20 protein-coding genes are annotated in these 19,320 nt (G+C 68.3%); 12 read left to right on the top strand and 8 right to left on the bottom strand.

The window, feature by feature from the left end; translation table 11 throughout:
* Positions 1 to 14: 14 nt before the first annotated feature.
* Together WKW77_RS18070 and WKW77_RS18065 are read right to left on the bottom strand one after the other, a co-directional pair.
* Entirely contained in the window at positions 15 to 578 is a 564-nt protein-coding gene (locus WKW77_RS18070; protein WP_340358233.1) for a DUF2889 domain-containing protein, read from the bottom strand.
* Positions 575 to 1,882 carry a CaiB/BaiF CoA transferase family protein gene (locus tag WKW77_RS18065; protein ID WP_340358232.1) on the bottom strand — a complete coding sequence of 436 codons (1,308 nt, stop codon included), beginning with the start codon at positions 1,880 to 1,882 and terminating at the stop codon, positions 575 to 577. Before WKW77_RS18065 ends, WKW77_RS18070 begins: the two co-directional genes overlap by 4 nt.
* An 85-nt stretch (positions 1,883 to 1,967) precedes the next feature.
* Between WKW77_RS18065 and WKW77_RS18060 the strand changes: the two genes are divergently transcribed.
* On the top strand, positions 1,968 to 2,486 hold the full coding sequence (locus WKW77_RS18060; RefSeq protein WP_340358231.1) for a nuclear transport factor 2 family protein: 519 nt from the start codon (positions 1,968 to 1,970) through the stop codon (positions 2,484 to 2,486).
* A 6-nt stretch (positions 2,487 to 2,492) separates the two neighbouring features.
* Here the strand turns inward: WKW77_RS18060 and WKW77_RS18055 are convergent, their stop codons facing one another.
* Positions 2,493 to 3,641 carry a CaiB/BaiF CoA transferase family protein gene (locus tag WKW77_RS18055; protein ID WP_340358230.1) on the bottom strand — a complete coding sequence of 383 codons (1,149 nt, stop codon included), beginning with the start codon at positions 3,639 to 3,641 and terminating at the stop codon, positions 2,493 to 2,495.
* Positions 3,641 to 3,940 carry a hypothetical protein gene (locus WKW77_RS18050; RefSeq protein WP_340358229.1) on the bottom strand — a complete coding sequence of 100 codons (300 nt, stop codon included), beginning with the start codon at positions 3,938 to 3,940 and terminating at the stop codon, positions 3,641 to 3,643. Before WKW77_RS18050 ends, WKW77_RS18055 begins: the two co-directional genes overlap by 1 nt.
* 95 nt (positions 3,941 to 4,035) lie before the next feature.
* Between WKW77_RS18050 and WKW77_RS18045 the strand changes: the two genes are divergently transcribed.
* The gene (locus WKW77_RS18045; protein WP_340358228.1) at positions 4,036 to 5,004 is read left to right on the top strand and encodes a Bug family tripartite tricarboxylate transporter substrate binding protein; all 969 of its coding nucleotides are present in this window, start codon (positions 4,036 to 4,038) and stop codon (positions 5,002 to 5,004) included.
* On the opposite strand, the gene WKW77_RS18040 is transcribed toward WKW77_RS18045, so the two are convergent.
* Together WKW77_RS18040 and WKW77_RS18035 are read right to left on the bottom strand one after the other, a co-directional pair.
* The gene (locus WKW77_RS18040; RefSeq protein ID WP_340358227.1) at positions 4,991 to 6,739 is read right to left on the bottom strand and encodes an FAD-dependent oxidoreductase; all 1,749 of its coding nucleotides are present in this window, start codon (positions 6,737 to 6,739) and stop codon (positions 4,991 to 4,993) included. The genes WKW77_RS18045 and WKW77_RS18040 overlap by 14 nt on opposite strands.
* Positions 6,736 to 7,407 carry an EthD domain-containing protein gene (locus WKW77_RS18035; RefSeq protein ID WP_340358226.1) on the bottom strand — a complete coding sequence of 224 codons (672 nt, stop codon included), beginning with the start codon at positions 7,405 to 7,407 and terminating at the stop codon, positions 6,736 to 6,738. The genes WKW77_RS18040 and WKW77_RS18035 overlap by 4 nt, the downstream gene beginning before the upstream one ends.
* A 63-nt stretch (positions 7,408 to 7,470) precedes the next feature.
* On the opposite strand from WKW77_RS18035, the gene WKW77_RS18030 reads away from it, so the two are divergent.
* Positions 7,471 to 8,454, top strand: coding sequence for an NADPH:quinone oxidoreductase family protein (locus WKW77_RS18030; RefSeq protein ID WP_340358225.1), 984 nt, complete (start codon positions 7,471 to 7,473; stop codon positions 8,452 to 8,454).
* Positions 8,455 to 8,457: 3 nt separating this feature from the next.
* Here WKW77_RS18030 and WKW77_RS18025 read toward each other — a convergent pair whose 3' ends face one another.
* The gene (locus tag WKW77_RS18025; protein ID WP_340358224.1) at positions 8,458 to 9,207 is read right to left on the bottom strand and encodes a FadR/GntR family transcriptional regulator; all 750 of its coding nucleotides are present in this window, start codon (positions 9,205 to 9,207) and stop codon (positions 8,458 to 8,460) included.
* Between the two features lie 65 nt (positions 9,208 to 9,272).
* Here WKW77_RS18025 and WKW77_RS18020 point away from each other — a divergent pair, with 65 nt between their 5' ends.
* Genes WKW77_RS18020 through WKW77_RS17980 form a run of 9 tightly spaced genes read left to right on the top strand, consistent with a single transcriptional unit; the run spans position 9,273 to position 18,393 of the window.
* A complete protein-coding gene (locus tag WKW77_RS18020) occupies positions 9,273 to 10,433 on the top strand; it encodes an acyl-CoA dehydrogenase family protein (protein WP_340358223.1) in 1,161 nt (386 codons plus the stop codon).
* A 7-nt stretch (positions 10,434 to 10,440) separates the two neighbouring features.
* Positions 10,441 to 11,577 (top strand): acyl-CoA dehydrogenase family protein, encoded by a 1,137-nt coding sequence (locus WKW77_RS18015; RefSeq protein WP_340358222.1) that lies wholly within the window; start codon positions 10,441 to 10,443, stop codon positions 11,575 to 11,577.
* An 11-nt stretch (positions 11,578 to 11,588) separates the two neighbouring features.
* A complete protein-coding gene (locus WKW77_RS18010) occupies positions 11,589 to 13,121 on the top strand; it encodes an acyl-CoA synthetase (protein WP_340358221.1) in 1,533 nt (510 codons plus the stop codon).
* A 10-nt stretch (positions 13,122 to 13,131) separates the two neighbouring features.
* Positions 13,132 to 14,010, top strand: coding sequence for a crotonase/enoyl-CoA hydratase family protein (locus WKW77_RS18005; RefSeq protein WP_340358220.1), 879 nt, complete (start codon positions 13,132 to 13,134; stop codon positions 14,008 to 14,010).
* 28 nt (positions 14,011 to 14,038) lie between these two features.
* Positions 14,039 to 15,022 (top strand): Bug family tripartite tricarboxylate transporter substrate binding protein, encoded by a 984-nt coding sequence (locus tag WKW77_RS18000; protein ID WP_340358219.1) that lies wholly within the window; start codon positions 14,039 to 14,041, stop codon positions 15,020 to 15,022.
* Positions 15,023 to 15,029: 7 nt separating this feature from the next.
* Positions 15,030 to 16,004: an NAD(P)H-dependent flavin oxidoreductase gene (locus WKW77_RS17995; RefSeq protein ID WP_340358218.1), complete on the top strand. Its 975-nt coding sequence runs from the start codon at positions 15,030 to 15,032 to the stop codon at positions 16,002 to 16,004.
* Positions 16,001 to 17,011, top strand: a complete 1,011-nt coding sequence (locus WKW77_RS17990) for a phosphotransferase family protein (RefSeq protein WP_340358217.1) — start codon at positions 16,001 to 16,003, stop codon at positions 17,009 to 17,011. Before WKW77_RS17995 ends, WKW77_RS17990 begins: the two co-directional genes overlap by 4 nt.
* Before the next feature lie 14 nt (positions 17,012 to 17,025).
* The gene (locus tag WKW77_RS17985; RefSeq protein WP_340358216.1) at positions 17,026 to 17,391 is read left to right on the top strand and encodes a DUF6285 domain-containing protein; all 366 of its coding nucleotides are present in this window, start codon (positions 17,026 to 17,028) and stop codon (positions 17,389 to 17,391) included.
* Between the two features lie 18 nt (positions 17,392 to 17,409).
* Complete coding sequence (locus WKW77_RS17980) at positions 17,410 to 18,393, top strand: tripartite tricarboxylate transporter substrate binding protein (protein WP_340358215.1); 984 nt, start codon at positions 17,410 to 17,412, stop codon at positions 18,391 to 18,393.
* On the opposite strand, the gene WKW77_RS17975 is transcribed toward WKW77_RS17980, so the two are convergent.
* A complete protein-coding gene (locus WKW77_RS17975) occupies positions 18,380 to 19,309 on the bottom strand; it encodes an SMP-30/gluconolactonase/LRE family protein (protein WP_340358214.1) in 930 nt (309 codons plus the stop codon). The two genes, WKW77_RS17980 and WKW77_RS17975, sit on opposite strands and share 14 nt — an antisense overlap.
* Between the last annotated feature and the right edge of the window lie 11 nt (positions 19,310 to 19,320).

Genomic DNA, 19,320 nt, shown 5'->3' with positions numbered 1-19,320 from the left:
GCGGCCCGCGGCGTTCAGGCGCCGCGCCGGCCCCAGCGAATGATCGCGGGCTCGCCACCGCGGCGCAGGCCGTGGCAGGTCCCCAGCAGGCGATCGGCGGACTTCGGATCTTCGATCGGCTCCCCGCGCCGCACGCGGCGGCGTTCGAGCGCCGGATTGATGGCCTGGAAGGCGGTCGTGGCCATGGGGCCGAGCAGTTCGGTCAGGTGCGTGCAACCTTGCTCGCCGGAGAACATCGACTTCACCGCCTTGATGAAGCCGCCCTCGATCTGCAGCCCGACCAATCGCTTGTAGGCGGCATTGATGCCGCTGCAGTCCGCATAGGGCACCTGGTGCGAGCAGGCTTCCGCCGCCACGATGGTGAAGCGATCGTCCAGCGTGATGCGCAGCGACATCAGGTGCACCGGATCGCCCGCCTTGCGCGGCGCATTGCCACGAGAGCCGTCCTGGTCGAACTCGCGCACATCCGACAGGCGGCCCTCGATGTCGAACAGGCCGTCCTCGCGCTCCCACCCCGTGCACTCCACCCGGCGCGTGTGCAGCAGTGCGCGCGGTGCCGCGGGCGAGAGTTGCTTCATCCCGCGGTCGCCTCCGCGGCAGCCGGCGCGGGCCGGCGCGCCTCGGCAGGTTCCAGCGCGCCACTGGCCTGCAGCGCTGCGATGCGCGTGTCGTCGTAGCCGAGCACTTCAGCCAGCACTTCGTTCGTGTGCTGGCCCACCGCGGGCGCGGCCTGCGGGTCCGCCAGCGGTGTACCCGAGTAGAGGATCGGCAGGCGAACGTTGGGAATCCAGCCCAGCGTTGGATGCTCGACGCGCGTGACGAGGCCGCGCTCCTTCGCCTCGGGCGAGCGCAGCGCATCACCAACGCTGCGCACCTCGCCGCAAGGAATCTGCGCGGCACGCATGCGAGGCTGCCAGTACGACCAGGGATGCTGCACGAACAGTTCCTCCAGCAACTTGAAGATCTCGTCGCGCTTGCCCATGCGGCCGTTGCGATCCGAATAGACGGGGTCGTTCGCCAGGTCCGACCGCTCGAGCACCTGCGCAGCGAGGCGATGGAAGATCTTGTCGTTGCCGCAGTTGATGTAGAAGGGCTTGTCCTGGCTCATGAACACGCCCGAGGGGCAAGTGTCCGGGCTGGTGTTGCCGTGGCGCTGCGGATGCGCCCCGGTGTAGAGGTGCTGCATGGCGGCGTAGCCCGTCATCAGCACCGCGTTGTCGAAGAGCGCGATTTCGATCTGCTGCCCTTGCCCCGTGCGTGCACGAGCGAACAGCGCGCCCAGGATGGCATTGCAGGCCATCATCGCGGTGCTGATGTCGACCACCGGCGACAGCGTGCGCACGCCCTGGCGGTCGGGATAGCCGTTCATCGAGATGAAGCCGCTTTCCGCCTGCGCGATCGGATCGAAGCCCAGCCGATCGCTGAACGCGCCCTCGCGGCCGTAGGCCGAAACCGAGCAATAGACGATCTGTGGATTGATCTTCTTCACGCTGGCGTAGTCGAGTCCGAAACGTTCCATCACGCCCGTCGAGAAGTTCTCGCACAGGACGTCGGCCTGCGCGATCAGTTCCTTCACGACGGCCACGCCTTCCGGGCTCTTGAGATTGAGCGCCACGCTGCGCTTGTTGCGATTGCCCCAGGCATAGGGCGCACCTTGCGCCGGTGCCTCGGCGGGAACAGGCGGGTAGTGGCGGAATTCATCCCCGCGTCCGGGCGTCTCCACCTTGATGACATCCGCGCCCATGTCGCCAAGGATCATGGTGGCGAAGGGGCCTGCAAGGAAGTGGCTGAAGTCGATGACGCGGATGCCCTCCAGCGCCACGGGCGCATCGGCAGGGCGTGGCGTGTGAACCGGAAAGTCGTTTTCGAGGCGTTCGAACATGGAGGGCGACCCTAAAGTATCATTGGTAAGACCATTATACTTACGCAATTCTCAAAGCGTCAACGCATTCATCGAAGGAGCACGCATGCCGGAGACCGCCCCGTCGCTTCAACGCCTGATGGCCGCACACGCCATTGCAGAGACCAAGGCGCGCTATTGCCGGTACATCGATACCAAGCAGTGGTCGCGGCTCGCCTCGCTGTTCATGCCTGACTGCCGCTTCGAGGGACTCGGCTCGGCACCCGCCGGCGCGGACGTGGCGACATTCGTGCAGGGCGTGTCGACGCGGCTCGCGAACACCATCTCCGTACATCACTGCCACATGCCGGAGATCCGCTTGCTGGGCGCCGCTCACGCGCGGGTGATCTGGGCGATGGAGGACTACGTCGACTGGACCGACGGCAGCACCGTGAAGGAGGCGCCGGGCAGCCGCGGATTTCGCGGCTATGGCCACTACGAAGAGGAGTACCGCGAGGTCGACGGCGAATGGAAGATCAGCTTCCTGCGCCTCACCCGGCTGCGCATCGACCCCGTCGATGCGTCGCAGCCGCCGGCCCTGAAGGGCCAATGGCAAGCAACGCCTGATTGGCTCGATGCCGACTGAGGCGCCTCAGGAAACCACGCCGCGCGCGACCAGCGCATCGACCTCTTCCGCCGGCAGGCCCCACCCCCGCAGCGCGGCGCTTGCGCCCACCCCTGGCGCGACGCCGGCCTCCGGCGTGGCGCTCGGCGTGCGCGAGAAGCGCGGGGCGGGCGCCGGCTGCACATGGCCATCGATCTCGATGAAGGTGCGACGCGCCACGTTGTGCGGATGCGCCGCGGCCTCGCGCAGATCCAGCACGGGCGCATAGCAGACCTCGGCCGATTCCAGCAGCGCGTTCCACTCGTCGCGTGTACGTGTCCGGAAGATGGCGGCCAACCGCTCGCGCAGCTCGGGCCAGTTCGCAGGATTCGAGCGGTCCGGCACCGGGTCGCGGTCCAGTCCGGTGAGGCGCAGCAGCTCCGCATAGAACTTCGGCTCGGCCGAGCCGACCGAAACGTACTTGCCGTCCTTTGTCTCGTACACGCCGTAGTGCGGCGCCGCGCCGCCGAGGGTCGAGCGCCCACGGCCCGGCCACTTGCCGCCGGCCATGTAGCCGTAGAAGTAGGTCATCAGCGAAGCGGCGCCATCGACCATCGCGGCATCGACGACCTGGCCCTTGCCCGATCGCGCGGCCTCGATCAGCCCGCAGGCGATGCCGAAGGCGAGGTACATGCCGCCGCCGCCGAAGTCGCCCGCGAGGTTCAGCGGCAAGACGGGTGGGCCATCGGCAGGGCCGATCGCACCAAGCACGCCGGCCAGTGCGATGTAGTTGATGTCATGGCCCGGCGCCTGCGCGAGCGGGCCCTCCTGCCCCCAGCCGGTCATGCGGCCGTAGACCAGGCGCGGATTGAGTGCCAGGCATGCGTCGGGCCCCAGTCCCAGCCGTTCCATCACGCCGGGACGAAAACCTTCGATCAGCGCATCGGCCCCGCCGATGAGCCGACGCGCGAGGCTCGCCCCATCCTCGGTCTTGAGGTCCAGCGCGATCGAGCGCCGGTTGCGATCGGTGAACCAGTACTGCTGCGGCATCGGACGCGCGGCAGGGTCGGGCCGATCGATGCGCAGCACCTCTGCGCCCATGTCGGCCAGCATCATCGCGGCGAAGGGGCCGGGCGCGAGGCCCGCCATTTCCACGACCCGCAAGCCCGCCAGGGGGCCCTGTCGCGCGACCGGCATCAATGCGCCCCGGTGGCGCCGGCCGGCACGATGGTCTCCATCTGCTGCGACGCGCGGGTGCGGGTGCTGCCGGGCACTTCGCGCACAAAAGTGCCCGTGCCGTCCACGCAATAGCCGCCGCCGGGCCGCTCATCGAGCAGGCCGCCGGTCGCGGTGAGCAGCATGTCCCACAGCTCGATCCAGGCGCCTTCGCGTTCTTCTTCCCACACGTAGCGGGTCACGCGGTAGGTCCGGCCGCGCGCGTCTTCGACATCGAACTGGCGCTCGGCCACGGTACGGGTGGCAGGGGTCGTATTCATCGGGTCGATCATACGCCGCCGCTGGCCCTTTGGTAAGACCTATAGACATTTAGGCCAATTCGGCCGATCATCCGACCCCACAAGGAGACCGAGTCATGTATCGCCGAACCCTCATCGCGGGCGCCCTGCTCGCCGCCGTGGCCGCAAGCGCCCCCGCACTGGCCCAGGACCGCTGGCCTGATCGTCCCATCAAGTTCGTCGTGCCCGCCGCCGCGGGCGGCACCAACGACGTGCTCGGCCGCTATATCCAGGAGCCTCTGCAGAAGCTGCTCGGCCAACCGGTGGTGATGGAATACAAGCCCGGCGCCGGCGGCGCGATCGCCTCGCAGTATGTCGCACAGCAGCCGGCCGACGGCTACACCTTCCTCCTGCACGGCAGCGGCCTCGTGACGGTCCCTCTCGTGCAGCGCAAACCGAGCTACGACGCGGTGAAGGACTTCGTGCCGGTCACGCTGCTCGGCACCTCGCCGATGGTGCTGATGACGAATCCATCGATGCCCGACACGCTGGCGAAATTCGTGCAGCAGGCCCGTGCCAACCCGGGCTCCCTCGAGTGGGGCGCCTCGGCGCTGGGCGGCGTCGGCCAGCTTGCGATGGAGGCCTTCCACGAGGCAGCCGGCATCAAAAAGATGGTGATGGTGCCCTACCCCGGCGCGGGGCCGTCCGCACAGGCGCTGCTCGCCGGCCAGACCAAGTACATGCTCTCGACGCCGTCGTCCGTGACCTCCGGGTTCGTCAAGGACGGCAAGATGCGCATCCTTGGCGTGTCTACCGCGCAGCGCAGTCCGCTGCTGCCCGATGTGCCCAGCATCTCGGAAGTGGTTCCGGGCTACGACACGCAGACGTGGTTCGGCCTTGTCGCGCGCACCGGCACACCGCCGCAAGTGATCTCGAAGATGGCCGACGCGATCGCCAAGGTGCTCGCACAGCCGGACATCCAGGAGAAGTTCCGCGCGGTCTACGTGGTCCCGAAGAGCGGCACGAAGGCGCTGGGCGACATCATCGTGTCCGACCACACCTTGTGGGCCAAGGTGGTGAAGGACAACAACATCACGATGGACTGAGCACCGCGGCCTCGCCCGGCGCCACTGTTGACTCGCCCGCGCGTCCCGCCATGAATTCGGCGGCGACGAAGCCGAAGGTCATCGCCGGACCGAGGGTGATGCCGCCGCCCGGGTAACCGCCACCCATCACGCTCGCGTTGTCGTTGCCCGCGGCGAACAGACCCTCGATCGGGCGGCCCTGACCGTCGAGCACCCGTGCATGCGCGTCGGTGCGGATTCCGGCGAAAGTGCCCAGGTCGCCCATCACGATCCTCACCGCATAGAACGGTCCCTGCGCGACCGGGGCCACACAGGGGTTGGGCTGGTGCGTGCGGTCGCCGAGGAAGCGGTTGTAGACGCGCCAGCCACGGCGGAACTGCAGGTCCTTGCCGTCGACGGCACCGGCGTTGTAGGTGTCCACCGTCTCCAGCAACTGCGCCGAATCGATGCCTGCCTTTGCCGCCAGTTCGGCCAGCGTGGCGCCACGAAGCAAATAGCCCGAGCGCAGGTGCGACCCCAGCGGAAGCGGGAAGGGCTTCACGAAGCCCAGCCCATACCGGCGGATCGTGCGGTGATCCGCAATCAGCCATGCTTCGACCTCGGCCCCGTCTGCGCAGGCCCTTTGCATCTGTACGCCCACGTCGTGGTACGAGTCGGCTTCGTTGACGAAGCGCTGGCCACGGCGGTTGACCGCGATCACGCCCGGCTTGTAGCGATCGATGAGGTGCGGGAACACGTCCGTGATGCCATTGCCGCGTGGCACCCGCGACACCGGAATCCATGCCCCTGCATTCGGCAGGTCGCGCGCAACCTGTCCGCCGACGGATTCGGCAAGCCGCAAGCCATCGCCGGTGTTGCCGGGCGGTGCGGGAGAGTGATGCTCGTGGCCGGTGGGCGCATGCGGGAACAACTCGGCACGGCGAGCCACGTCTTGCGGAAAGCCGCCGGCTGCGAGCACCACGCCGCGGCGCGCGCGCACCTGCACCTGCCGTCCGTCGCGGCGGCCCACCATCACGCCGCCGACGCGCTCGCCGTCGTGAAGCAACGCGACGGCGGGCGATTGCAGCCACAGCGGGATACCCAGTGCGAACGCGCTCTTCGCCAGGCGGGCGGCGAGCGCGTTGCCATTGGTCAGCCGCATCGCGCGGCCATGCACCAGCATCTCTTTCGCATGCGTGAGCAGACGCCGGGCCACGTACGCGGCCGAGTGCAGCGAGCGGGTCACGTTGAAGAAGTGCGAGATCTCCGCGCTGGAGTTGAACATCATCCCGACGAACGTGATCTCGCGTAGCGGCGGACGCAACTGCCGGATGCGATCGCCCAGCTCGCGGCCATCGATCGGCGCCGCCATGATCGAGCGGCCTGCCGTGCGGCCGCCCGGGCTCTCGGCGTGGTAGTCCGGGTACTCCGGCAGCGGAATCAGTTGCACATCGGTGTGGCGCACGAAGAAGTCCACCATGCGCGGACCATGCGTCAGGAAGGCATCCACACGCGCGGCGTCGTAGTGCGCGCCGCACTCGTGGCGAAGATAGGTGCGCGCATCCTCCGGCGAATCCGGCTCCGGCCTGAAGGTGGAGATCGGGTTGTTCGGGATCCACAGCACGCCGCCGGATCGCGCCGTGGTGCCGCCGTAGCAGGGCTCCTTCTCGATGACCAGCACTTCCAGCCCGAGCTTCTTCGCGGCCACGGCTGCGGCCAGGCCGCCGGCACCGCTGCCGACCACCACCACGTCCACTTCGTCGAGATGCTCACTCATGATGCGCGCCCGCCCTGCACGAGCAGCGTGACGATGCCCGCCAGGAGCGCACGGCCATCGTCCCGGAGCGGCAGACGCGCATCGGCCGAATAGGCCTCCAGCATCGCGCGCTCGTCGGCGAAGCAAAGCTCGGCAATGCCGTCGACCCGCAGGCTGTCGCAATCCGCCGGCTGACCGTCGGCGCCGAAGCGTGCCGTCACCAGGTTCTGGACATAGCCATCGACCCGCGGCAGTTGCTTCACCAGATCGGCATGCCGCCCGAACCACGCGTCGCGGAAGACTTCAGGACCGGCCGCCGCACGGCGCAGCAGCATCCAGCGGCGGAAGCCGCCGTCGACTGCGCCATGCACCGGCGCAATCGGCACGTTGGAGTAGGCATCGAACGCATACAGGCGCTCGCCCGACTCCTCGACTGCGGCCGTGAATGCGCGCCATTGCGCTCCTGCTTGCACCTGGGCCTGGGCGGCCGGATCGGCAAAGCTGCATTCGACGATGGTGTGGATGCGCTCGGCGTCCGGCACGATGGGCCGGCGCGCCTGGTCCTCGGTCACCGAATCGGTCGGGATGTGCCGCAGCACGCGATAGAGATGCACCCGCGCATCCGGCAGGCGAGGCAGCGCGGCGCGAACGGCGGCATCGCCGGCAAGGCAAAGAATGTGAGTCGACATGACGGGCGGCTTATTTTGGTTGCATCATTGTATGGTTCTACCATTTACACCACAATGCCGCCCATGAAAGCCATCGTCTGCCGCAATTTCGGGCCCGTCGATCAGCTCGACTACGCCGAGATCCCCGCCCGCCCGCTGCTGCCGCACGAAGTGCGTGTCCGTGTGCATGCCGCTGGCGTCAACTTCCCCGATTCGCTGAAGGTCGAAGGCCTGCACCAGATCAAGCCGCCGCTGCCCTGGGTGCCGGGCAGCGAGACGGGTGGCGTGGTCGAGGCGGTCGGCGCCGAGGTCCGGTCGGTCAAGGCCGGCGACCGGGTGATGGGCGTGTCCGACGCACGGGGCGGCGGCTTCGCCGAGCAGATCGTGCTCGATGCGGCACGCGTGTTCGCGCTGCCCTCCGCCATGACCTTCGAGGAAGCGGCTGCGACGCCGGTCGTCTACGGCACCACGCTCTACGCGCTCAAGCAGCGCGGCCGCCTCGCCCCCGGCGAATGGCTTCTGGTGCTGGGTGCGGCCGGCGGCGTCGGCCTCGCCACCGTGCAGCTCGGCAAAGCCATGGGCGCGCGTGTGATCGCCGCCGCAAGCACGCCCGAGAAACGCGCCCTGTGCCTCGAGCACGGCGCCGAACACGCCGTCGACTACACACGGCCCGATTGGCGCGAAGAAGTCAGGGCGCTCACTGGCGGACGCGGCGTGGACGTGGCCTACGACCCGGTGGGCGGCGATGCCTTCGATGAAGCGGTGCGCTGCATGGCCTTCGACGGGCGCTACCTCGTGATCGGCTTCACCTCCGGCCGCATCCCTGACATCAAGGTGAATTACCCGCTGGTGAAGGGCTTCGACATCCTCGGCGTGCGCTACGACGTGTGGCGCGACGGCAGTTGGCCCGAGGCGCGCGCCAACCTGCAGCAGGTGCTGGACTACTACGAGCAGGGCCGCGTGCGTCCACTCGTCTCGGGCAGCTACCCGCTCGGTCGCGCCGTGGACGCGATGCGCAGCATCACCTCGCGCGGCACCACCGGCAAGGTGGTGCTGGTCACCGGCTGACCTCTATTTGGCGGATCGTGTCGAGGGGCGCTTGTGCTTCTTGTCGCGCTCGCTGACGAGGTATTCCGTCACCCTTCGCAGGTGCTCCGCCATGGCGTCGGAGGCTGCCTGCGCATTGCGCTTTCGCATGAGGTCGAGCACCCTCTGGCGCACCACCATGATGTCCTTGTTGGGGCGCGGGTCCACGGTGGCAAGCATCCCCCGGTACACCTCCGACAGGGCATCCACCATCATCAGCACCAGCGGGTTGTGCGTGGCTTGCGCGATGAGCCGGTAGAACTCGATCACCGACTGCGTATTGCGCGACGCGCGCCCCAGGCGAAACAGATCGGCGTGCAGATCGATGTCGCGCTGGATCGCGTCGAACTCCTCGTCGGTCGCGCGCGGGCAGGCGAGGCGGATCGCCACGCAGATGATCTCGGTGCGCGCCTCCATCACGTTCTCCAGAGAGGCCTGCGCGAGCGACACCATGTCCTGCACCGTCTGCGCAAGCCCGCCGCTGCCGCCGCTCTTGATGAAGAAGCCGCCCTGGATGCCCTTGCGCGCCTCCACGACGCCGGAGACCTCCAGGCTGCGCAACGCGTCGCGTGCCGCCGCGCGGCCGATGCCGAAGCGCTCGGCCAGTTCGCGCTCGCCGGGGAGCTGGTCGCCAGGCTTCAGTTCGCCGCTCATCAACTGTTCGCGAATGCGGTCGCACACGGCCTCGAAGCCACGGCGCGTGCGCACGGGTTGGAAGAGCGATTCGTTCGTCATGAAAGATCCTTTTGAGGGTTCCGCAGTATTGCATATTCATTGGTTGAACCATAAGATGATTCGCCATGGACCTGGACCTCACCCCCGAACAGCGCGCCTTCCGTGACGAGGTGCGCACCTTCATCCGCGAAAACCTGCCTGCGGAGATCCGCGAACGCCTGCGCGCCGGCCATCCGCCGCGCAAGCAGGACACCGTGACCTGGCAGCGCATCCTCAACAAGCGTGGCTGGGCCGCGCCCCACTGGCCCAAGCGCTACGGCGGCGCCGACCTCGGCCCGATGGAACGGCTGATCCTGCTCGACGAAACCTATCGTGCCCCCGCCCCGCTGCCGCAGGTGTTCAACGTCGGCATGCTCGGCCCGGTGCTCATGAAGTTCGGCACGCCCGCGCAGTGCGACCACTTCCTGCCGCGACTGGCCAATCTCGATATCTGGTTCTGCCAGGGTTTCTCGGAGCCCGGCTCCGGCTCCGACCTCGCGTCGCTGCGCACTGCCGCGCGCCGCGAAGGCGATCACTACGTCGTCAACGGCCAGAAGATCTGGACCACCACCGCGCATCTCGCCGATTGGGTATTCGCCCTGGTGCGCACCGATCCCGAAGCCCGCAAGCAGGAAGGCATCTCGTTCCTGCTGATCGACCTGCGCACGCCCGGCATCACGATCCGGCCGATCCACTCGATCGACGGCGAGCACCATCTCAACGAAGTCTTCTTCGACGAAGTGCGCGTGCCCGTCGCCAATCTGGTCGGCCAGGAGAACAAAGGCTGGGACTGCGCGAAGTACCTGTTGTCGAACGAACGCACCGGCATCGCCAACGTCGGCCTGTGCCGCGAGCGGCTCGACTACGCGCGCGAGCTCGCCGGGCGCTACACGCAGGCCGGCAAGCCGCTGCTCGACGACCCCAAGCTACGCGCGGACATCGCCATGCTCGAGGCCGAGACGCGAGCGCTGGAGATCACCAACTGGCGCTTCCTGCTCACCGACAGCGAACAGCGGCGCCTGCCCGCCTTCGCCTCGGTGCTCAAGCTCAAGGGCACCGAGCTGCAACAGGAGATCAATGCGCTTCTCGCACGCATCGCCGGACCGGGCGGGCTGGAGCGCCGTCCCGCGGACGAGGTCGCACACGGTCCGGTCACGCCGCGCTATTTCTATTCGCGTGCAGCGTCCATCTACGGCGGCACGACCGAAGTGCAGAAGGACATCCTGGCCAAGGCCATCGTCGGATAAGGCAAACATGAATTTCGAACTGAACGAGGAACAGTCGGCGCTCACCGAGAGCCTTTCCCGCCTGCTGACCGATCGCTATGGCTTCGAGAAGCGTCGTGCGCTCACCGCCTCGGGCGCGGCGCATGACGAGAAGACCTGGGCCGGATTGGCCGAGCTGGGCCTGACGGCACTGCCGGTCCCCGAGGCACTTGGCGGCTTCGGCGGCGGTGCACGCGACCTGCTGCCCGTGATGCAGGCCTTCGGGCGCTCGCTCTCGATGGAGCCGTTCCTGTCCAGCGCCGTGCTCGCAGGCACCGCGCTGCGCCTCGGTGCCGACGAGGCGATGCAGACGCAACTGCTCCCCGACATGGCCAGCGGCGAACTCGTGTCGGCCTGGGCGCATGACGAACCCGCCGGCCGCCACGCGCCCCTGTGGGTGGAGACGCGCGCCGAACGCAAGGACGGCGGCTGGAAGCTCGACGGCATCAAGTCGAACGTGCTGGCCGGAGGACTGGCGAGGCACTTCGTCGTGAGCGCGCGAATCGCCGGTGCGCCGGCCGACGCGAACGGCTGCGCGTTGTTCCTCGTGGACGCGAAGGACGCAGGCGTCGCGCTGCGCGAGTTCCGCCTGGTCGACGACACGATGGCGAGCGAACTGGTGCTCATGCAGGCTGCAGCACAACCGTTGGCCAACCCCGAAGACTCGACCCGCACGCGTCTCGCCATCGAAGGCACCGTGGCCGCAGGCATCGCTGCAGTGTGCGCCGACATGAGCGGGGCCGCGCAGGCGGCCTTCGAGCTCGCGATGGACTACCTGCGCACGCGCAAGCAATTCGGCCGCCTCATCGGCGAGAACCAGGCGCTGCGCCATCGTGCTTCCGAGATGCTGGTCAGCCTCGAAATGACGCGCAGCATGGCCATGGCGGCGGCCGTCGCCGCAGACGATGCCGGCGCGGCGGACAGCGCCCTCGACCTGCACCGCGCGAAGCTCTCCGTCGCCCGCAACGCACGCAACGTGGCGCACAGCGCGATCCAGCTCCACGGCGGCATCGGCATGACAGAGGAATACGCCGTGGGGCACTACCTGCGGCGCATCCACGTCCTCGATCAACTGTTCGGCGACGCCGACTCCCATGCCGCGCGCCTCGCGGCAGCCTTCCATTGAGACCTACACCGATGAGCATCACTCCCATGATCTACCTCGACGGCCGCGGCGTGACGCGCGACGAGGTGCTGCGCGTGGCGCAGCAGGCAGCCACCGGCTTCGACCAGCTCGGCGTCAGCGAGGGCGACACCGTCGCCCTGCTGCTGCGCAACGACTTCGCCTTCTTCGAAGTGCAGCAGGCCGCCGCCGCAGTCGGCGCCTATGGTGTGCCGCTCAACTGGCATGGCCGCACGGAAGAGCTGATCTACGTACTGGAAGACGCAAAGCCGAAGGTGCTGGTCGCGCATGCCGACCTGCTCGCGCCGATCCGCGCGCTCGTGCCCGCGGGCATCCGCGTCTTCGTGGTGCCGACACCCGAGGAGATCCAGCAGCGCTATGGCGTCTCGGCCGAACTTGCGAGGCCCCTGCCGGGCGACACGGTGTGGCGCGAATGGGCCGAGCGATTCGAGCCGCTGCAGGCACCGCCGCGCCGCGCCCGCGCGACGATGATCTACACCTCCGGCACCACCGGACATCCCAAAGGCGTGAAGCGCCAGCCCGCCACGCCCGAGGAAAGCAGGGCCTATGTCGAGCTGTTCGCCAGCGTGTACGGACTCAAGCCCGGCGTGCGCGCGCTGGTGAGTGGCCCGCTCTACCACGCATCCCCCAACGCCTATGGCCGCCAGGCGCTGATGACGGCGGACGTGCTCGTGCTGCAGTCCAAGTTCGATCCGGAAGAGACGCTTTCGCTGATCGAGAAGCACCGCATCGACAACGCGGTGATGGTGCCCACGATGTTCGTGCGCATGCTGAAGCTGCCGCCCGAGGTGCGCAACCGCTACGACGTGCGCTCGCTGCGATGGGTCACGCACACCGGCGCACCGTGTCCGCGCGAGGTGAAGAAGGAGCTGATGGACTGGTGGGGCCCGGTGGTCTACGAGACCTACGGCGGCACCGAGGTCGGCACCGCCACGCTCGCCACGCCGCAGGACTGGCTGGAGCACCCCGGTTGCGTCGGCATGCCCACACCCGGCACGCGCATGGCCTTCTACGACGAGGCGGGGCACCGTCTCGCCGACGGCGAGACCGGCGAGATCTTCGCCCGCGTGCCGGCCTATGCCGACTTCACCTATCTCAACCATGAGGAGAAGCGCAAGAGCGTGGAGCGTGACGGCCTCATCAGCCTCGGCGACGTGGGCTACATGAAGGAAGGCCGGCTCTACCTGTGCGATCGCCGATCGGACATGGTGATCTTCGGCGGCACCAACATCTACCCGGCCGAGATCGAGATGGTGCTGACCCAATGCCCCGGCGTGAAGGATTGCGCCGTGTTCGGCATCCTCGACGAGGACTTCGGCGAATCGCTCGCAGCCGCGGTCGAGCGCATGCCCGGCGCGGAGGTCACGCCGGAGGACATCCGCGCCTACCTGCTCGAACGTCTCGCGAAGTTCAAGGTGCCCAAACGGATCGACTTCCACGACTCGCTGCCGCGCGAGGACAGCGGCAAGATCTTCAAGCGGCGGCTGCGCGACCCGTTCTGGCAGAACGCCGGGCGCAGGATCTGAGGGCCGGTCCATGGGCAAGTGGCTGCAATCCAGTGAACACCTCGTGTTCGAGGTGCGCGAGCGCGTCGCGCGCATCACCCTCAACCGGCCGGACCGGCGCAATGCGCTGTCGTGGGAGTTGCTCTCCGAGCTGCGCGCAGCGCTGCTGGAGGCGGACGACCTGCGCAGCGTGAGCGTGATCGTGCTTGAAGGCGCAGGTCCCGATTTCTGCGCGGGCTACGACATGAAGTCGGCCTACGCACGCTACGCGGCCGAAGGCGATGCTGCGCTCGACTACCGCAGCGGCAGCGGCTCCTTCGACGACGACGTGTGGAAGCTCGAGCGCTTCCAGGAGCTGCTGCGAACCGCCTTCGTGGTGCACAAGCCGGTGATCGCCAAGGTGCACGGCCATTGCGTGGCCGGCGGCACCGACCTCGCGCTCTACTGCGACATGGTGATCGCGGCAGACGACGCGCGCATCGGCTTCCCCGCGACGCGCGCCATGGGCTCGCCGCCCAACCACATGTGGATCTACAACGTCGGCCCGCAGTGGGCCAAGCGCCTGCTGTTGAGCGGCGACGTGGTGAGCGGCACCGACGCGGCCCGCATCGGCCTGGTGGTCGCGAGTGCACCTGCGGCAAGGCTGGAAGAAGAGGTGTCGACCCTCGCGAATCGCCTCGCCACCGTCGACCCCGAGCTGCTGGCAACCCAGAAGCGCATCGTCAACCTCGCGCTCGAACTGGCCGGTGCCGGCACCCTGCCCCGTCTGGCAGCCGAGATGGATGCACGCGCCCATCTCTCGCGCGCGAAGAAGGAGTTCGACGCCGAGGTGGCCGCACTCGGATTCAAGGCCGCGGTGCGCAAGCGCGACGAGCCTTTCGGCGAGGGCGTCGCCCGGCCGAGCTGGTGAATTTCCCCGGTCCTACAAGGAGACAAGCATGCCGAAGCATTTCACGCGCGCGCGACGCGCGGTCCTTGCCGCCGCCCTGACGCTTGGCGCGGTGTTGCCCGCAACAGCGCAGAACGCGCCCTTCCCGAACAAGCCGATCCGCATCGTGATCCCCACGGCACCGGGCGGCAACATGGACGCGCTGGCACGCCTTTACGCGGCCAAGCTCACCGAGGCCTGGGGACAGCAGGTCATCGTCGAGCCGAAGCCGGGCGCCAACACCATCCTCGCGACCTCGTACGTCGCCAAATCGCCAGCCGATGGCTACGCCGCGCTCTTCACCATCAGCGGCTTCATCCAGAACCTCGTGCTGCAGTCCAACCCGCAATACAAGATGAGCGATCTCGCGCCCGTGTCGCTGGTGGCGAGCTTCCCGATCGCCCTCGCGGCCAACGCGGCGCTGCCCGCCAATGACCTGGCGGGCGTCATCCGCCTCGCGAAACAGGAGCCAGAGAAATACACCTTCGGGAGCTACGGCGTGGGCTCCGGCGCACACCTGATCGGCGAAGGCCTCAACAAGGCCGCCGGCATCCGCATCAAGCATGCCGCCTACAAGGGCGAGGCCGCGTCCTTCACCGACGTGGCGAGCGGCGAGATCGCGCTGGCCTATGGCTCGGTGGGCTTCTACGCCAACCAGATCACCTCCGGCAAGGTCAAGCTGATCGCGGTGGCCTCGCCCAATCGCCTGAAGACCTTTCCGGACCTGCCCACCTTCGCCGAGCTCGGCTATCCGGACATCAACCTGCCCGGCTGGGGCGCGATGTTCCTGCCGGCCGGCACGCCGGCGCCCATCGTGGAGAAGTACGTGCAGGAGATCCGCCGCATCACGGCGATGCCCGACGTGCAGGCCAAGATCTACCAGCTCGGCTACGAGCCGGTCGCCAACACCAACACGGAGTTCGCGCAGTTCCTTCAGGAGGACCTGAAGCGCTGGACCCGGATCGCGCGCGAGAACGACATCCGCCTGGACTGACGCGAACATGAAGAACCGCATCACCGAACTGCTTGGCATCCGCTACCCGATCGTCCAGGGGGGCATGCAATGGGTCGGCCGTGCCGAGATGGCCGCAGCCGTATCCAACGCGGGCGGATTGGGCACGCTGGGCGCGCTGACCCAGCCCACGCCCGAGGACCTCGCCCGCGAGATCGAGCGCTGCCGCGCGATGACCGACAAGCCCTTCGGCGTGAACGTCACCATGCTGCCGACAGTGAACCCGCCGCCCTACGAGCGCATCTTCGACGTGATCGTGGACGGCGGCATCCGTATCGTGGAGACGGCCGGCAACGTGCCCGCAGCGGTGTTCGATCGGCTGCGCGCCGCTGGCATCGTGATCGTGCACAAGTGCACCTCGGTGCGCCACGCGCTGGCGGCCGAGAAGCGCGGCGTGCACATCGTGAGCATCGATGGCTTCGAATGCGCCGGCCATCCGGGCGAAGAGGACGTGCCCGGCCTCGTGCTGATTCCCGCCGCGGTCTCGGCGCTGAACGTCCCGGTGATCGCCTCCGGCGGCATCGCCGATGGGCGCGGCATGGCGGCGGCCCTGTCGCTCGGCGCGGAGGGCGTGAACATGGGCACGCGCTTCGTCGCCACGCGCGAGGCCCCGGTGCACGACAACGTCAAGCAGGCACTGGTCAAGGCGCGCGAGAACGAGACCCGGCTGATCATGCGCACCCTGCGCAACAGCTCGCGCGTGCTGCTCAACCCGGTGTCCGAGGAAGTGCTCGAGCTGGAGCATCGTCCGGGCGGCGCCGCCTTCGAGGTGTTGCGGCCGCTGGTCAATGGGCAGCGTGGACGTGCAGCGCTGGAAAGCGGCGACACCACGAACGGCGTGATCTGGGCCGGCATGGTGGCCGGACTGATCGACGACATTCCTTCGTGCGGCGAGCTGATCGAACGCATGGTCGCGCAGTGCCGCGCGCGGCTCGCGGCTGCCGCGGCTCTGGCAGCGGCATGAACGTCGAGCAGACGCGCGACGCCCTCGCGGCAGTGCTCGCACGCAACGGCCGGCGCGGCGAGGTGCAGTCGCTGACGCGGCTCACCGGCGGCGCGACCAAGACGACGTGGTCCTTCGACTGGGTCGACGACGAAGGCCGTCATCCGCTCATCCTTCAGCAGACGCCCCCGCGCATGCAGGACGCGGAGACCTCCGCGCGCCGCCCGCCCAAGCTCTCGGGCGAGGAGGACGCCGCGTTGATGATCGTCGCGCGGGAAGCAGGCGTGGCCGCGCCCCGCGTCATGCATGTGCTGGCGCCCGCGGACGGACTCGGCGGCGGCTACATCACCGAGCGCATCGAGGGCGAGGCACTCGGCAAGCGCATCGTGGCCGATGCCGAGTTCGACGGCGTGCGCCCGCGGCTCGCTTCACAGTGTGGCGAGATCCTCGCGGCCATCCACCGCATGCCCGCGGCGAGGCTCCCTTTCCTGTCGCGACTGAGCCCGGCCGACGAGCTCGCGATCTATTCCGGCTTGCTCAAGGAACATGCCTTCGTGCATCCCGCGCTTTCGTACGCGCTGCGCTGGATCGGCGAACGCCTCCCGCCGGACGATCAGGCGTGCGTGGTGCACGCCGACTTCCGCAGCGGCAACCTGATCGTCGATCCGGCCGAAGGGGTGCGCTGCGTGCTCGACTGGGAAATCGCACGCATCGGCGATCCGATGCACGACCTGGGCGTGCTGTGCATGCGCAGCTGGCGCTTCGGCGGCAAGGGCGAAGTCGGCGGCTTCGGCTCGCGCGAGGATCTGTACACGGCGTACGAGCGCGCTTCGGGCGTGTCGGTCGACCCACGGCGCGTGCGCTTCTGGGAGGCCATGTCCAACCTCAAGTGGGCCATTTCGTGCGTGCGGCGCGGACTGGCGCGCGGTGCGGACGGGCGTCCCGCAAGCAGCGAACTTGCCGCCATCGGACGGCGCCTGGAAGAGCCGTTGTGGGACTTCATGACGCTCGCCACTGCCAAGGACTGAGGAGAAACGACCCCATGCCCGCCTTCGTCCCACCCGCCACGACATTGCTGCAGGCCGCAGCCGACGACCTGGAACGCGATGTGCTGCCAGCACTCGCCGGATTCCCGCGCTTTCGCACGCGCGTCATCGTGAACGTGCTGCGACTGCTCACACGCGAACTCGCGCTGGGCGATGCGGCCGATGCGGCCGAGCACGCGCGGCTGCAGGCGCTGCTCGACACGGACGACGACGACCTGCCGGCGCTGCGCGCGGAACTGGCACGGCGCATCGAGTCCGGCGCGGCGGATCTCACTGACGACGCGCTGGTCCGGCATTTGCGCGAAAGCCTGCGCGAAGCATTGGCGATCGACAGCCCCGCCTGGACCGCCGAACGCGCCTGAACTCCAAGGAGACAAAGCATGCACGACACCACCCGACGCAGGGCCCTGTGTGCCCTGGCCGCTGCCTCGTTCGCATTCGCCGGCGCTGCCAGCGCGCAGGACAGCACCCGCTGGCCCGACAGGCCACTGCGCATCGTCATCCCCACACCCCCGGGCGGTGCACTGGACGGCACCGCGCGCCTGATCGCCGAGCGCCTCGCAGCTTCGCTCGGCCAGCCGGTGGTGGTGGACAACCGTGCCGGCGCCAACGGTGCCATCGCCTATGGCGCGGTCGCCAAGGCACCGCCGGACGGCTACACGATGGTGCTGACACTCAGCAGCCTCGTGCTCACGAGCCTGATGGTGAAGTCGCCGGGCTACACGCTTCAGGAACTCACGACGGTGTCGCTGGTGGCGATGCTGCCCAACAGCTTCGCCGTCGCCAGGCACGTGCCCGCCAGCAACCTTCGCGAGTTCATCGCATGGGCACGCAATCGCAAGGAAGGCGTGGACTACGGCACCAGCGGCCCCGGCAGCTCGGCCAACATCCTGGGCAGCATGTTCGCGCAGCAGGCCGGCATCAACATGGTTCATGTCCCCTTCAAGGGCGAGGCGCCGGCCGTACAGGCGGCACTCGGTGGACAGATCGCCGTGGTGATCGGCGCGGCCGGCACCCTCGCCGCCCAGGCACAGGCGGGTCAGATGAAGCTGCTGGCCGTCGCGCTGCCCAACCGGCTGAAGGACTTTCCCGACGTGCCCACGTTCGGTGAGCTGGGCTATCCCGCGGTGAGTCTTTCGGGCTGGTCGGTGATGGCGGTCCCCTCGGGCACGCCCAAGCCGATCGTGGACCGGCTGTCGTCCGAGATCACGCGCATCGTTCAGACACCCGAGATATCGGCGCGGATCTTCGCCTATGGATTCCAGCCCGAGGGCGGCAGCTCCGACGCGGCCCGCCGCTTCGTGCAGGAAGAGACGACCCGCTGGACCGACGCCATCAAGGCGACCGGCATCACGATGGAGTGAGAAGGCCCTCGCGGGCCCAGCGCCGGCCGGCGATGCGCCCCGAGCGCGACAACGTGATGTACGCGTCGCGCCCGTCGACCCCGCCGAAGCAGATGTTGGTGGTGGAGCGGTCCGGCATCGGCACCCGCTCGACCAGTGCGCCATTCGGGTCGATCACCGTGATTCCCGCGATGCCGGGCGCACCGATGGTGGCGACACAGACGTTGCCGCCCGCCTCCACGGCGAGCGAATCGAACATGCAGTAGATGGGCGACGCGAACAGCATGTCGCCCGGCGTCAGCGCGGGCCAGCCGTGCAGCGCCAGTTCACCGGGCGCACTGACCGCGAAGCGCCACAAGCGCGCGGTGACGGTCTCTGCCACGTACAGCCACCGGCCATCCGGCGACAGCCCGATGCCGTTGGGCGTGAGCATGGGAAACACCACCTCGCGGATCGACGAGCCATCGGCCCTCGCATAGCAGATGCGCCCGCGATGGAGCGCATCGTGTCCAATGGACCCGAGATCGGTAAACCAGAAGCCGCCGTGCGCATCGAACACGATGTCGTTGGGGCTTTGCAGCGGGCCATTGCTGGTGCGGTCGTACAAGCGCTCGACGCGGCCGCTCGCGAGATCGATGCGCTCGATGCGTCCGCCGCCATAGTCGGCTGCGCGCCCGTGTGGGTAGAGGCCGCCGCTCGGATCGGTGTGCCACTGCATGCCACCGTTGTTGCAGACATAGCAGGCGCCGTCCGGCCCGATTGCCGCGCCGTTCGGGCCACCACCGGGCGTGGCAACGGTCTCCGCGCGGCCATCGGGTCGAAGGCAACTCAGGCGCCCGGCAGCGATTTCCACGAACAACACCGAGCCGTCGTCGAGGACCACCGGCCCTTCTGGAAACTGCAGGCCGGTGGCCAGGATCTTCAGGTCTTCATCCATGCTCTTGCTCC

Origin of the sequence: Variovorax ureilyticus (assembly GCF_037889935.1) — a bacterium.
Taxonomy (GTDB): domain Bacteria; phylum Pseudomonadota; class Gammaproteobacteria; order Burkholderiales; family Burkholderiaceae_C; genus Variovorax; species Variovorax ureilyticus.
This window is presented reverse-complemented; position numbering and strand designations above follow the sequence as displayed.